Source organism: Pedobacter gandavensis, from assembly GCF_014172405.1.
Taxonomy (GTDB): domain Bacteria; phylum Bacteroidota; class Bacteroidia; order Sphingobacteriales; family Sphingobacteriaceae; genus Pedobacter; species Pedobacter gandavensis.
This window is the reverse complement of the sequence record NZ_WNXC01000009.1, coordinates 83,747-96,911: the sequence shown is the minus strand read 5'-3', so window position 1 is coordinate 96,911 and position 13,165 is coordinate 83,747. Positions and strand designations below refer to the sequence as shown.

At 39.0% G+C, this 13,165-nt stretch carries 12 protein-coding genes; 7 read left to right on the top strand and 5 right to left on the bottom strand.

Features of this window, described 5'->3' with window-relative positions; genetic code table 11:
• The first annotated feature begins 38 nt into the window (after positions 1–38).
• From tpiA to GM920_RS20480, 4 genes are read left to right on the top strand one after another with little or no spacing between them, the layout of a single operon-like run.
• Complete coding sequence (tpiA, locus tag GM920_RS20495) at positions 39–803, top strand: triose-phosphate isomerase (RefSeq protein WP_182961003.1); 765 nt, start codon at positions 39–41, stop codon at positions 801–803.
• Positions 803–1,642 carry a 50S ribosomal protein L11 methyltransferase gene (gene prmA, locus GM920_RS20490; RefSeq protein ID WP_182961001.1) on the top strand — a complete coding sequence of 280 codons (840 nt, stop codon included), beginning with the start codon at positions 803–805 and terminating at the stop codon, positions 1,640–1,642. Before tpiA ends, prmA begins: the two co-directional genes overlap by 1 nt.
• A gap of 52 nt (positions 1,643–1,694) precedes the next feature.
• Positions 1,695–3,050: a UDP-N-acetylmuramate--L-alanine ligase gene (locus GM920_RS20485; RefSeq protein WP_182960999.1), complete on the top strand. Its 1,356-nt coding sequence runs from the start codon at positions 1,695–1,697 to the stop codon at positions 3,048–3,050.
• 40 nt (positions 3,051–3,090) lie between these two features.
• Entirely contained in the window at positions 3,091–3,420 is a 330-nt protein-coding gene (locus tag GM920_RS20480; protein ID WP_182960997.1) for a helix-turn-helix domain-containing protein, read from the top strand.
• 8 nt (positions 3,421–3,428) lie between these two features.
• Here GM920_RS20480 and GM920_RS20475 read toward each other — a convergent pair whose 3' ends face one another.
• Both GM920_RS20475 and GM920_RS20470 read right to left on the bottom strand, forming a co-directional pair.
• Positions 3,429–4,547, bottom strand: a complete 1,119-nt coding sequence (locus GM920_RS20475; protein WP_182960995.1) for a GNAT family N-acetyltransferase — start codon at positions 4,545–4,547, stop codon at positions 3,429–3,431.
• A gap of 72 nt (positions 4,548–4,619) precedes the next feature.
• Positions 4,620–4,805 carry a hypothetical protein gene (locus tag GM920_RS20470; RefSeq protein ID WP_182960993.1) on the bottom strand — a complete coding sequence of 62 codons (186 nt, stop codon included), beginning with the start codon at positions 4,803–4,805 and terminating at the stop codon, positions 4,620–4,622.
• 640 nt (positions 4,806–5,445) lie between these two features.
• Between GM920_RS20470 and GM920_RS20465 the strand changes: the two genes are divergently transcribed.
• Complete coding sequence (locus GM920_RS20465; RefSeq protein ID WP_182960991.1) at positions 5,446–6,108, top strand: acetyltransferase; 663 nt, start codon at positions 5,446–5,448, stop codon at positions 6,106–6,108.
• 308 nt (positions 6,109–6,416) lie between these two features.
• On the opposite strand, the gene GM920_RS20460 is transcribed toward GM920_RS20465, so the two are convergent.
• On the bottom strand, positions 6,417–9,371 hold the full coding sequence (locus tag GM920_RS20460) for a ligand-binding sensor domain-containing protein (RefSeq protein WP_317171581.1): 2,955 nt from the start codon (positions 9,369–9,371) through the stop codon (positions 6,417–6,419).
• Positions 9,358–10,140 (bottom strand): LytR/AlgR family response regulator transcription factor, encoded by a 783-nt coding sequence (locus tag GM920_RS23950; protein WP_182960989.1) that lies wholly within the window; start codon positions 10,138–10,140, stop codon positions 9,358–9,360. Before GM920_RS23950 ends, GM920_RS20460 begins: the two co-directional genes overlap by 14 nt.
• Positions 10,141–10,369: 229 nt before the next feature.
• On the opposite strand from GM920_RS23950, the gene GM920_RS20450 reads away from it, so the two are divergent.
• Together GM920_RS20450 and GM920_RS20445 are read left to right on the top strand one after the other, a co-directional pair.
• Positions 10,370–11,086, top strand: coding sequence for a ferritin-like domain-containing protein (locus GM920_RS20450; protein WP_182960987.1), 717 nt, complete (start codon positions 10,370–10,372; stop codon positions 11,084–11,086).
• Between the two features lie 16 nt (positions 11,087–11,102).
• Complete coding sequence (locus GM920_RS20445) at positions 11,103–11,948, top strand: ferritin-like domain-containing protein (protein WP_182960985.1); 846 nt, start codon at positions 11,103–11,105, stop codon at positions 11,946–11,948.
• Between the two features lie 72 nt (positions 11,949–12,020).
• On the opposite strand, the gene mqnC is transcribed toward GM920_RS20445, so the two are convergent.
• Positions 12,021–13,145, bottom strand: coding sequence for a cyclic dehypoxanthinyl futalosine synthase (gene mqnC, locus GM920_RS20440; RefSeq protein WP_182960983.1), 1,125 nt, complete (start codon positions 13,143–13,145; stop codon positions 12,021–12,023).
• Positions 13,146–13,165 lie beyond the last annotated feature (20 nt).

The following is a 13,165-nucleotide window of genomic DNA, read 5'->3' as shown; positions in this document are numbered from 1 at the left end:
CCTTTATCTTAGCTTCATGGCGCTAAAACAATAAAATTATGACCAGAAAAAAAATCGTTGCCGGAAATTGGAAAATGAATTTAGATTATGCCGAAGGGGTGTCTTTATTCTCAGAAATCGTAAATATGGTAAGAGATGAGAAAAAAGGTGACCAAATCGCCATCATCTGTGCTCCATTCATTCATTTAAACAGTTTGACGCAATTGGGTGCTGAAACCGTTAAAATTGGTGCTCAAAACTGCCACCAAAATGAAAGCGGCGCTTATACAGGAGAGATTTCTGCAAAGATGATCAAATCTGTAGGTTGCGAATATGTGATCATCGGACACTCTGAAAGACGTCAGTATTTTGCGGAATCAGATGAGTTGTTGGCTCAAAAAACTGTAATTGCTTTACAAAATAACCTGACTCCACTTTTCTGTATCGGTGAAACTTTAGACGAAAGAAATAACGGTAGCTATTTTGATGTATTGAAATCTCAATTGGTGAACGGTGTTTTTGGTTTAGATGCAGCTGATTTTTCTAAAATTGTGATCGCTTATGAACCAGTTTGGGCAATTGGAACAGGCTTAACTGCTTCTTCTGATCAGGCACAGGAAGTTCATGCTTTTATTCGTGCAGAAATCACTACTAAATATGGTATTGACGTTGCTGAAGGTACAAGCATCCTTTACGGTGGCAGCTGTAACCCTAAAAATGCAGCAGAATTATTCGCTCAACCAGATATCGACGGCGGACTAATTGGTGGTGCTTCCTTGAAATCAAGAGACTTTACTGACATCGTTAAAACTTTCAATTCTTAATGCAATACATCAAGGTAACATTCAGCTTTACAGCGATAGAAGAGTATCAGCAGGATTTGCTGATTAGTGATTTGGCGGAGATTGGCTTTAATACATTTGAAGATACCGAAAACGGCTTTGCCGCATTTATTGACCTGGACAGCTATGCTTTAGAAAATCTAGAGGAAGTACTGGAAAGGTATAAAGAGGAACTGGAAATCAGCTATGCAGTGACAGAGATTGCTGCAGAGAATTGGAATGAGGAGTGGGAGAAGAATTTCGAACCCCTTATTATCGACGAACAGTGCTATGTAAGGGCAACTTTCCATCAGGCACAACCACAGTATCCATATGAGATTGTGATTGATCCTAAGATGGCATTTGGTACCGGTCACCATCAAACTACGACCATGATGATGCAATACATCCTCTCTACTGACGTTCAGGGAAAATCAATCCTTGATATGGGCTGTGGAACAGGTATTCTTGCCATCTTAGCCGCTAAAAAAGGCGCTGCATCACTGGTAGCGATAGACAATGATGACGTGTGTTATCTGAGTACTTTAGAAAACTCGGAACTGAATGGGATTACCAATTTAACTGCCGCTTGTGGTGGTAAAGAAACCATTCCACAACAAACTTTCGACATCATTCTGGCAAATATCAATAGAAATATTTTACTGGATCAGATTCCTACTTATGCTGGGGTTTTGGCCTCAGGAGGAAGTATCTTCTTCAGTGGATTCTATGAAACTCCCGATTTAGCTATGATTAAAACGGCCTGTGAAGCTATGCAAATCAGGTATGTAGATCATAAAAAAATAGGAGAATGGGTAGCCGCCCAGTTTAAAAAAGACTAAAGATCAATACCGCTTCGGCGGTATTTTTCGTACCTTATTTTATCATTGAAATATGCGCATACATTTTATAGCTATTGGCGGTAGTGCCATGCACAATCTAGCCATTGCCTTACATAAAAAAGGCTACCAGGTCACAGGTTCAGATGATGTTATTTTTGAACCTTCTGCCAGCCGATTGGCTCGACATGATATTCTCCCTAAAGAATTGGGTTGGGATGCAAATCGGATTACTCCGGATTTAGATGCGGTAATTTTAGGGATGCATGCCTTGCTGGACAATCCAGAATTGCTGAAAGCACAAGAAATGGGCCTTAAAATCTATTCTTATCCGGAATATATCTATGAGCAAACCAAAGATAAACTTCGCGTAGTAATCGGTGGCAGTCATGGCAAAACCACGATTACCTCTATGATCCTTCATGTGTTGAATTATTATAAGCGTGATTTTGATTACCTGGTAGGTGCTCAATTGGCTGGATTTGATACGATGGTGAAAGTTACAGCGGAAGCTCCGTTGATCATTATCGAAGGTGATGAATACCTGGCTTCGCCGATAGACAGAAGACCAAAATTTCATTTATATAAAGCAAATATTGCGGTAATTAGTGGAATTGCCTGGGATCATATTAATGTTTTCCCAACTTTTGAAGATTATACCCGTCAGTTTGAACTGTTTATCGATACCATTCAACCAGAAGGAAAACTGATTTATTGCACAGCTGATGAAGATTTAAATCAGTTGGTGGACAGGTCTACAGCTAATGTACAGAAAATAGGATACGAGATTCCAGCTCATGAGGTCAAAGATGGTGTAACTTATCTTTTACCTGAGCATACGGTTTTAAATGTTTTTGGAAATCATAACTTAATGAACCTCAATGCAGCACGTTTAGTTTGTGAGGCTTTGGGTCTGAATCATACTGAATTTAATGCCGCTATTTCTTCCTTTACCGGCGCTGCAAAAAGGCTGGAACTATTGCTTAAAAAAGACCATACCAACGTCTATAAGGACTTTGCGCATTCCCCATCAAAGCTCAAAGCAACCATTGAAGCAGTGAAAACTCAGTTTACGGAAAGGAAATTGGTAGCGTGTATAGAGTTACATACATTTAGTAGTTTGAATAAAGAATTTTTAGCACAATATGCGGATACAATGAAACAAGCTGACTGTTCAATTGTATACATTGATGAAGAAACTTTTACGCATAAAAAGATTAAACCATTTAGCAAATTAGATGTGCAAAATGCGTTCAATTGTAATGAATTACAGTTTTTTAATAATTCTGACGAATTAAATGATTACTTATTGAGTATGAATTTTAATCGGAAAAATTTATTATTAATGAGCTCTGGCAATTTTGGTGGTCTGGATTTAATGAAATTGGCACGTGAGTTGACTACCAATTAACATAAAGTTCAAACTAGAATAATACACCTAAATTTATCACATGAATATCATTGGAAAAAACATTAGACAATTACGCCAGAAGAATGGCTGGAGCCAAGGGGAAGTGGCTAAACGTCTAAATATTTCAATTCCTGCCTTTTCAAAAATTGAAACAGGTATCACAGATATCAACATCTCCAGATTAGAGCAGATTGCTAACCTTTTTCAGGTCTCCACGATGGACATCATCTCCAAAGAAGGTGAAAATCCTCAATCCCTTAATTTTGAAGAAATTAATGCCCTCAAAGAAAAACTTTCTTTAAGAGAAGAAGAGATCATCAAACTTCAGAAGAAGGTGATTGATCTTTACGAAGAGATCCGCGAAAAATAGGCTGTCTATTAAAATATTTTACGTAGCGTCAGGTGTCGTTTGCCAAAAGTGGCACCTGTTGCTTCATGTAAAGAGAGCATCTTATCATTAAAGTCGCCCACCCAACTCAATTCCAGTTCATCGTATTGATCTAAAGGCAATACATATTCCTTCAGTTTAATAAATAGGGCAGATTCCAGTCCATGTTTCTGAAATGCCTGTTTTGTACCCATTACGATGGCGCGCATCCTGTTTACACCAACCCAGCGCTTGTAAAGGAACATTAACTTTTGGATTAAGCCCAACTTTCCATTAAAGCTTTTAATCAATTGATTGGCATCAGGGATGATCACCACAAAAGATGCAGGTTCTCCATTGATATAGGCAAACCAGATCAGCTTCTCATCCATAATGGTTTCCATCTTTTTAAAACTTTCCTGTAAAGTTTCTTTTTTAATGGGAACGAATTTCTCAAAATCCTGCCAACCATCATTATAGATTTCCATCAGGTCTTTTACGTACTTCTCCGAATTCTTCTTAGAGAAGTGCTCAAAAGTATAACCCGGCTTATTGGCTACCCAATTGGCAATTTTAGTGAAACGCTCCGGGAAAGGTTTCCTCACATTCAGGTGATTGGTGATTTGCTCATAGCTCGTCTCAAATCCATAGTTTTTGAAAAAACCATGATAGTACGGGTGGTGGTAATTCATGCCATAAGAAGGCGGCGTAAAGCCTTCTACCAATAAACCCCAGAAAGAATCATTCTCTCCGAAATTGATAGGGCCGTCCATCGCTTTCATTCCATGTTCCTGTAGCCAGGTTTTTGCGGTATCAAATAGGAGGAATGCAGCCTCTTGATCATCAATGCATTCAAAAAAGCCCATCCCGCCGGTTGGCTGTTCATATTGATAAGCTTTTTTATCGTTGATAAAGGCAGCTACCCTGCCAATGGTATGACCTTCTGTATTTTTCAGTATCCAGCGCGTACATTTTCCATGATTAAAGAAGGTATTCTTTTTAGCATCAAATATTTGTTCAACATCATGATCAAGCGGACATATCCAGTTGGGATCATCCTTGTAAAGGAGGCGAGCCACATTTAAAAATTCTTTTTTTGTCTTGGAATCGGATACCGGGATAATCTGCATGTATGCTGGGCTGAAATTAAAATAAAAAGCATCCCTATAAGGGATGCTTAAAAAAATAGTATGTTCTGTTTTTTAAAAATCGTCGTCGTCGTCGTCACTGAAATTGTCGAAACCATCCAGGTCGTCTAGAGGCATGTCAAAGTCGTCTTCATCATCTTGATACGACTTCTTTTTGCCGGTTTCTTCACTTGAATCATCGATGTCAGTTTCAGGGTCAACTAATGGACTTTTGCTAGTAGGTTTTTTGGGTGCTTTCATTACAAAAAAATAAATTCAGTAAGGTTTGTATTGATACGATAAAATTACAAAAAATCTTTTTAAATATAAACAACCGTGTTTATTTGATTTTTTGGTGCATCAAAATTAGTATAAAAATTTTTTATAGTCAGCGTATTTTTGAAAAAAAATGAGGGCTATCCGGGTTACTTTTCAGTATAATTTATGTTGATATCTGGAGCCAATTGCTGTGATTTTTTCCTTTAGTTGAGGAATGACGCTAAGGATAAATACTTTAGCGAATTTTTAAAAAGAATTGTAATTTTTTATGAAAATTTTAAAACTCAAAAGTTCAATGGTGCCTTGCAGCGCGTATGTAAAGGAAGGGAGGATTCGCTTTAAAATAGGAGGGACATTTCATTTGAAATTGTGAAACAGCGTGCTTTAATAATGTGAAGGAAGTTTACAGCCTAATCCTGATTAGGAGTACTCTAATTAGGAGTTAACCAGATTTTGAGGGCAAAAAATCACTTTGTTTAGAGATTCAACCCCTATTTTAAAATGAGATATTTGCTTGTAATTGACTGTGAATCTGTGAAATGTTGCTTTACAATGGGGAGCTGATTTTGAAAATTGTGTTCAATTAAGTTTACCTTTATTTCATAAATCCCGAATTGAAGTCATGAAAGTAGTTATTTATGGAAGCGGAAAAATGGCAGAGTTTATTTGCTATTCGTTTAACAATGATAGCCCCGATGAAGTGGTCGCTTTTTGTGTTGATAATGCTTATGTTCCTGAAATGGAGACGAAGTTAATGGGCTTGCCTATACTTAGTTTTGAGCAGGCGCTGGTACAATATCCAAAAGATAAGTACCTCATGCATATTGCGATTGGTCGAAATAATGCCAGGGAAAGTATTTTTCATAAAGTACGGGAATCTGGTTACCGTTTTGCAAACTACATTTCTTCAAGAGCCAATGTATGGCCTGATTTAAAGGTAGGAGAGAATGTCTTTATCGATCAGTTTTGTGCCATTCATCCCTTTGTACAGATTGGAGATAACTGTATGTTAATTGGCGCACGTATTGGTCACCATACCACAATTAAAGATAATGTATTGCTGTCTGCAAATATATTGGCAGGAAATGTGACCGTTGGAAATAATTCCTTTTTGGGCATCAACTCTTCCGTGAAAGAAGACGTTTGTATCGGAAGGAACAATGTGATTGGTGCCGGAGTTTTTATTACTAAAGATACAGAAGACAACATGCTCATCTCAAATCCTGAGACTCCCCATCGCATCGGAAATTCTAAAAGGATTACATTATTCCATAAAACAGCCTAATTCCTTGGTAGAAAAAGCAATTTTATTTAAAAATATCTCAGCGGGTATTGTTCCTGTATGGGGAATGGTGTGCTTAAAAAACAAAGCAAAAAAAAATGGTAAAGTTTGAGGCTTTACCATTTTTTAACACACAAATGAAACCTGAATTGAGATATAGTTTTAGGTTAGGTAAAATATCTTTGATCAATTCTATAAGAACGCTTTTTACAAACTATGTTTGCTTTAATATCTATAACAAGTTTAGTGCTAATTTAGATGCCATTAGTTTTAACTTAGTAAGTGGTACTTAAAATTGAGTAAACGGTAATTTAGTTGTATAAAGGGATAGAAATGGATACAAATGTACCCGATAAACCTGTTTGCTGTACATTAATTTGTATAGGATTTGCTTCTACCTGATTGAGTAAATGGATACGTTCTTTAGTCAGATCCATTCCTTTACTCTGGTGTTCTCCTTTTTTAGCACTCAAAGAGTTTTCAATACCTACGCCATCATCTATAATTTTAATGAGGAGGTGATCTGTTCTCTGCAGGTCAATCAGGATGTCTATTTTACCGCCCTCTTCTTTGGGCATAATGCCATGCCAGATTGCATTTTCAATGTAAGGTTGCAGAATCATGGAAGGAATCATTGTTTCCTCCTTGTCAATCGCCGGGCTCACACGGATCTGATAAATCAGCTTATCTCCAAATCTTTTTTTCTCCAGGCTCAGGTACAATTCCAGGTAATCAAGCTCTTCTTCCAGGGTAATAAAGCTGCGGGTACAAATTTCCAGATTCTTTCTAATCAACTTCGCAAAACCTGTCAATACTTTATTGGCGGAGTTGGTGTCTTTGGTATTGATGTAGTGCTGAATGGAATTCATCACATTAAATACAAAGTGTGGGTTCATCATGGCCTGTAAGGCACGCTGTTCCAGCATGAGGATCTTATTCTTCAATAGCAGTTGTTCCTGTTCCTTGTTTTTTTGTCTGCGGGTAACCACTACAGCCAATTTGTAAAAAGCCAGACCTGCCAGTAGGAACACCAAAACCAGGAACCAGGTGGTCTGCCAGAAATAAGCTTTAAGCACAAAACTCACCTTCGCCGGACTGCTCCAGTCACTGTTGTTGGATTTTGCACTCAGTTCAAAAACATACTTGCCGGGTTCTAGTGTAGAAAATTCAATCCTCCTACTTCTGGTTTCCGTCCATGGCGCATCTGGTTTTAGCCGATATCGATATAAGATGTTTTTATTTTGGAAATCAATGGCGCTGTAGAAAAAAGAAATACTGTTATTGGAAGGTTCCAGCACGTGATCCGGGTGATTCATCCCCAGTTTATTTTTGTTGTTTACGATCGATGTGATGTATACTTTTGGTGGCTCATTTTTATGGATGGAATAGTTGACATCAAAGTATACCAGACCACTATTAGTCGCGAAATAAGCATTTTTATCCCCTATAAATAAGCAATTCACATCATCTGTCAGCAGGGAATTGGTGAAACCAAAGGATTCGACCACAGGCTTGTCGTTTTTGAAATCAATCTTATTGATCCCATTGTTTGTGACTACCCAGGTTTCATCATTTTTGACAAATAACCTTTTGCAGATGTTATCGGCTAAACCATCTTCCTGCGTGATGACTTTTAAAATGCGACCAGCCCTCATGAAAATCAGGCCGTTTCCATCTGTTGCCAATACAATGGTATGGTCAGAAAGCTCCTGAATGTCGTTGATCCTTTTTGTTAAAAGCGGTTGTTTCGCATAATAATTTGACAATATCCCCTTAGAAAACTGAGACAAGCCATTTACATTGGAAAACCAAAGGTTTTGTGCCTGGTCATAAAATACCCGGTAAGAACGGTTGTTAAAGAAGTCTTCCCCTTGTTTAAAGGATAAAGAGGTAAATTCAAACCTGCGTTCCCGATCAGGAATAATCACCACGCCTGAAGAAAGTGCCAATGCAAGGTTGTTTCCTTTAGCAATGCTAAAACTTTTGATCACAAACATGGAGTTATTGGTCTCTTTCAGAAAATCAATCTGGCGGCTGTCCTTATAAATATCATTGATCCTACCTAATCCATAATCCGAAGCAAAATAAATGGCATGATTTAAGGAGTCGAAAGCAAGCTGTTTAATGATGTTATATTTTTTTTGATCCCTTAATGCGATCTTATGAATCTGACCATCGTTTAGATCCAGCGTATTAATTTTTGCTTCGTCCAGGCCAAGCCATAAGCGGTTGCGATCGTCCTTGGTAATGCTCTTTACGATATCGCTGCTCAGCCCATTTGCTTTATTGACCACATACAGACGTTCATTTTCCTGGGGTAACATGTAAATCCCATTGGTGGTGGTAAACCACATATTGCCTTTAGTATCTTTAATGGCCTGACTGGCGGAGATGTTTTCCAGGTAGCGTTTGGTTTTTCCATCCGGCTTGATGTGGTAAATGCCGGCGGCATTACTAATCCAAAGGTCCAGATTTTGGTTGGTATAGAAATAACCAGGATCATTGTTCAGGATGTCAGGACTGATCTCCATCTTCAATATCTGCTGCTTGCCTTTTCTGATGTTCAGTCCCTTTTGATCGAGGTAAGCCATCGTTTTATTGGGTAAATTAAGCGCAGTTTTATAAGACAAAGGTAAATTTTGGTGGGGAACTACTTTGAAAGTATCGGATTCCATTACCCGGACTGAAGTATTACTGATGGCCCAGATCTTTCCCTGCTCATCTTCATGTATAAAGGTATTGATGAATTGGCGGTCATGGTCAGCAGAAATATACTTTCTGATCGACTTACCATTGAACATAATCAGGGTGTTTTTATTTGTACCCAGCCAGATTCGGCCTTTACTGTCCTGGAAAAAAGAAACGATAACCGCATTGAATTTTAACAGCTTTAATAGCTGGTTGTTGGTCTCATTATAGATTTTACCATTCAAAAAGTAGCTGAGTTGCCCATTTAACGCCAGAAACCATATTTTTCCGCTTTTGTCTTCTTTCAGTTGCAGGATTTGGTTGTCTGGCAAGCCGTCATTAACGGAGAAAGTCTCCACCACCTTCCCATCAAACCGACTTACACCCGCATCGGTAGCAATCCAAATATAACCTTTGCTATCCTGCATCGTGTAAAAACAATTGTTGCTTGGTAAGCCACTCTTAGTATCCAGGTGCTGCAGGTAAGCGCTTTGTGAAAAGACATTCAGGCTGCTGATCAGGCAGAAAATAAAAGGAAATACCCATTTAAAGGCCCCTTTTGTGTTATGATTTATCACTTTCAATTCTGATATAGGATTTAACTTTTTCTGCAAAATCACTCGCCCGCCTTCTGGAAACGGCAATCTTTTCTCCGTTTTTCAAAAGTACCTCTACACCATTTTTAGAATTGTATTCCTTTAAATAGTTGAGGTTTACAATACTCGATTTATGAATGCGCACAAATTGCTGCTCAGGAAGGATTTCTTCATATTCTTTTAAAACTTTGGAAACGGTTATTCTTTCCTGATTCACCAGATGAAAAACAGAGTAATTACTGTCTGCCTCAATATGAATGATGTCGTTGATGTCTATCAAAGAATAGCCCTGGCCATTTGGTAGGCTAATTTTTCTAATTTCTGAGCGGTCTGAAAGGTTGTTTGCCAGGTTTTGTAAGCTGTCATTCCTGTTGTTTTCCTTTTTATTTAAGGCAATGTATTTATCGGCCTTTTCTACCGCAAGTTTTAATTCATCGATATCAATGGGTTTCAAAAGATAATCCAATGCATTGGCTTTAATTGCCCTTAGCGCATATTGATCATAAGCCGTTGTGAAGATGACATGAGCATTGTACTGCTGAGCCAAAGGGATAAGTTCAAATCCATTCTCTCCCGGCATAGCAATGTCCAGAAATATCAAATCAATCTGGTGATTGCTCAAAAGTAGCCTTGCTTCAGCCACTGATTTTGCAATCCCGGCGATATGAATGCCCTCACAATTTTCCTGAACCAGGAAATAAAGAGAGGAGCGGGCAAATTCTTCGTCATCAACAATAATCGTATTTAGCACTTCTATCGGGTTTATAGGGTGAATTTATTAAAAATTAGAGGGATGTAAGAATCTTTTTTGTCGGTATTGAAAACCAAGCAGTCATTTCTCCCGTAAGTGCCATTACAAAACCTAAGAAATTTTAGAAAACTATAACCTGCGCAGGTAAGTTTCATAAAAATTTGAACTAAAAACTAGAATTGTGATTTGCGAAAGCAAGATCGTGATTTTTTAACTCAAAGCTATAACTATGAAAAACTTACACGATGAAAAAGAAGTGCTGCAAGAGGAACGCAGTATTCTTACCGCACCTTTGCAACGCCGCTCATTCTTGCAATTTGCAGGAGCCGGCGCAGCAGGCATCGCTTTGATTGCCGCAGGATGTAAAAAAGACAAACACATTGACGATGGTGCTGGAAACATGGGCGGCGTTACGCTGGATTTTAAAGATGATCTCGGCGTATTAAATTATGCTTATGCCTTAGAACAACTAGAAGCAGCATTTTATATTCAGGTAGCTGCCACTCCTTATGCAAATATTAGTGCTCCGGAGCTTGCCTACTTTAAAGACATACAATTTCATGAAATTGCCCACCGTGAATTTTTCAAAAATGCACTGGGCCAGGCTGCAATCGCAGGATTAGAAGTAGATTTCTCCAAAATCAACTTCGCCGATAGAACCAGTGTTCTCGGTACTGCAAAAGCATTCGAAGATTTAGGCGTTTCCGCTTACAATGGTGCTGGGAAATTACTCAAAAGCACTGCTTATCTAACCTTAGCAGGGAAAATTGTTTCTGTTGAAGCGCGTCATGCAGCTTACATCAGAGAGCTAATCTCGCCAAACTCTTTCTCCAATGTAGAAGTGGTAGATGCGGTAAATGGGCTCGACAAATCCCGTGACCCAAAAGCGGTACTGGCCATTGCCGGTGGATTTGTGAAAACAAAAATCAACGTCATTAATTTATAGTCTTAACCTGAAAATCATGAATATCGTCGATATATTAGAAGAAATTGAAAAAGTGGATGGGGAAGTGTATGAACGCTTTAGTCCACGAAGAGCTGCAATGAAACAATTTTTCAATGTAGGAAAGAAAATAAGTCTGGCTGCAGTACCATTGGCACTAGGTTCCATGTTTAACAAAGCCTATGGACAGAGTACCCTACCTGCAAACGTAAAAGCAGTATTGCAATTTGCGCTAACCTTAGAACATTTTGAAGCCGCATTTTATACCCAGGCTTTGAAAGCAACCGGTGGTGCAGATTTCTCCGGATCTACACAAGCAACTTTAGATAAAGCTGCGATTGGGATCATCAGTGCCCATGAAACTGCGCATGTTAATTTCCTAAAAGGAGTAATTGGTGCAGATGCTGTTGCTGCCAAAGCGAGCTATGACTGGACCGCAAGTGGCAATTTTCCAAATCCATTTGCAACAGGTAATTACGGGGTTTTCCTTGCCGTAGCCCAAGCTTTGGAAGATACTGGTGTGCGTGCTTATAAAGGACAGGCACCGGCATTAGTAGGACAGGGTGGGGTGTTGGAAGCAGCATTGAATATTCACTCTGTGGAAGCCCGTCATGCGGCCAAAATCCGTTACATGCGTAATCAAAATGGCTTTAGCATTAAACCATGGATTACTGGTGGAAATGATAGTGGTGTGGCGAATGCTGCTGCTGTGTATGCGGGAGAGGAAAACGTGATTCAGGCCGGTATTACAATTACTGGAATCAATGGAACTCCAGTTAATGTTAATGCTGCTACAGAATCATTTGATGAGCCATTAACAACAGATCAAGTATTGGCTATTGTGAAACTATTTGGAGTTTCTTAAAATAAGAAAGGATTGTTTAGGTTTAAGATGGGGGAAGAAGACGATAGTCTCTTCCCTTTTTTCTTATGCCTTTTAGTAATTGATCACCTGCTCTTCCAAATGATCTGGAAGGTCGCGGTAATTGTACTGCTGACCGCGAAGCTGAGGTTCGAAACCTGCTTCTCTAATTGCATCCTGAATACCTTTTGCCGTAAAACGGTGTGGTGCTCCAGCTGCAGAAACTACATTTTCCTCAATCATGATCGAGCCAAAGTCATTGGCGCCTGCATGTAAGCATAATTCTGCTACATTTTTACCTACAGTAAGCCAGGAAGCCTGAATGTTTTTAATGTTAGGCAGCATAATTCTACTCAAAGCAAGCATTCTGATATACTCATCTCCCGAAACATTATTGCTGATCCCTCTTAATCTTTTCAATAAAGTACCATCATCCTGGAAAGGCCATGGAATAAAAGCAAGGAAACCTTTAGCATCTGCCGGTTTTTCACTTTGCACTTCTCTGATCCAAACCAAATGTTCAAAACGCTCTTCAATGGTTTCTACATGACCAAACATCATGGTTGCAGAAGTGGTAATGTCCAGTTGATGTGCTGCACGCATCACATCTAACCATTCTTTTCCACCACATTTACCTTTAGAAATTAACCTTCTTACCCGGTCGTTCAGGATTTCTGCTCCTGCACCAGGTAAGGAATCCATACCGGCGGCTTTCAAAGCACTCAGTACTTCTGTATGTGAAATCCCTTCCAGTTTAGCCACATGGGCAATTTCCGGCGGACCTAAAGCATGAAGCTTCAAATCAGGATATAATTCTTTTAATTTTCTAAATAGATCGGCATAAAACTTCAGTCCGAGGTCCGGATGGTGACCACCCTGCAACAGCAACTGATCTCCGCCTAACCTGAAAGTTTCTTCAATTTTAGCTTTATAAGTTTCAATGTCAGTGATATAGCTCTCGTCGTGTCCCGGTCTTCTAAAGAAGTTACAAAACTTACAATTGGCAATACATACATTGGTTGTATTTACATTACGGTCTATCTGCCAGGTAACTTTCCCACTAGGTACTTGTTTTTTCCTCAGTTCATTGGCCACATAGGCCAGTTCGGCAGTTGACGCATGGTGATACAGAAAAACGCCTTCTTCTTGTGTAAGAAAGTCGAATTTTAGCGCCCTATGCAATAATTCGGCTGTATTCATACCGCAAATATACCATAAGT

Bases quoted from the DNA above. Each gene is read 5' to 3' on its own strand.
- GM920_RS20475 (WP_182960995.1), bottom strand. From the start codon at position 4,547: ATGCAGATTATCCCGGTATCCGATTCCAAGACAAAAAAAGAATTTTTA.
- GM920_RS20470 (WP_182960993.1), bottom strand. From the start codon at position 4,805: ATGAAAGCACCCAAAAAACCTACTAGCAAAAGTCCATTAGTTGACCCT.
- prmA (WP_182961001.1), top strand. From the start codon at position 803: ATGCAATACATCAAGGTAACATTCAGCTTTACAGCGATAGAAGAGTAT.
- tpiA (WP_182961003.1), top strand. From the start codon at position 39: ATGACCAGAAAAAAAATCGTTGCCGGAAATTGGAAAATGAATTTAGAT.
- mqnC (WP_182960983.1), bottom strand. From the start codon at position 13,145: ATGAATACAGCCGAATTATTGCATAGGGCGCTAAAATTCGACTTTCTT.
- GM920_RS20465 (WP_182960991.1), top strand. From the start codon at position 5,446: ATGAAAGTAGTTATTTATGGAAGCGGAAAAATGGCAGAGTTTATTTGC.
- GM920_RS20450 (WP_182960987.1), top strand. From the start codon at position 10,370: ATGAAAAACTTACACGATGAAAAAGAAGTGCTGCAAGAGGAACGCAGT.
- GM920_RS20445 (WP_182960985.1), top strand. From the start codon at position 11,103: ATGAATATCGTCGATATATTAGAAGAAATTGAAAAAGTGGATGGGGAA.
- GM920_RS20480 (WP_182960997.1), top strand. From the start codon at position 3,091: ATGAATATCATTGGAAAAAACATTAGACAATTACGCCAGAAGAATGGC.
- GM920_RS20485 (WP_182960999.1), top strand. From the start codon at position 1,695: ATGCGCATACATTTTATAGCTATTGGCGGTAGTGCCATGCACAATCTA.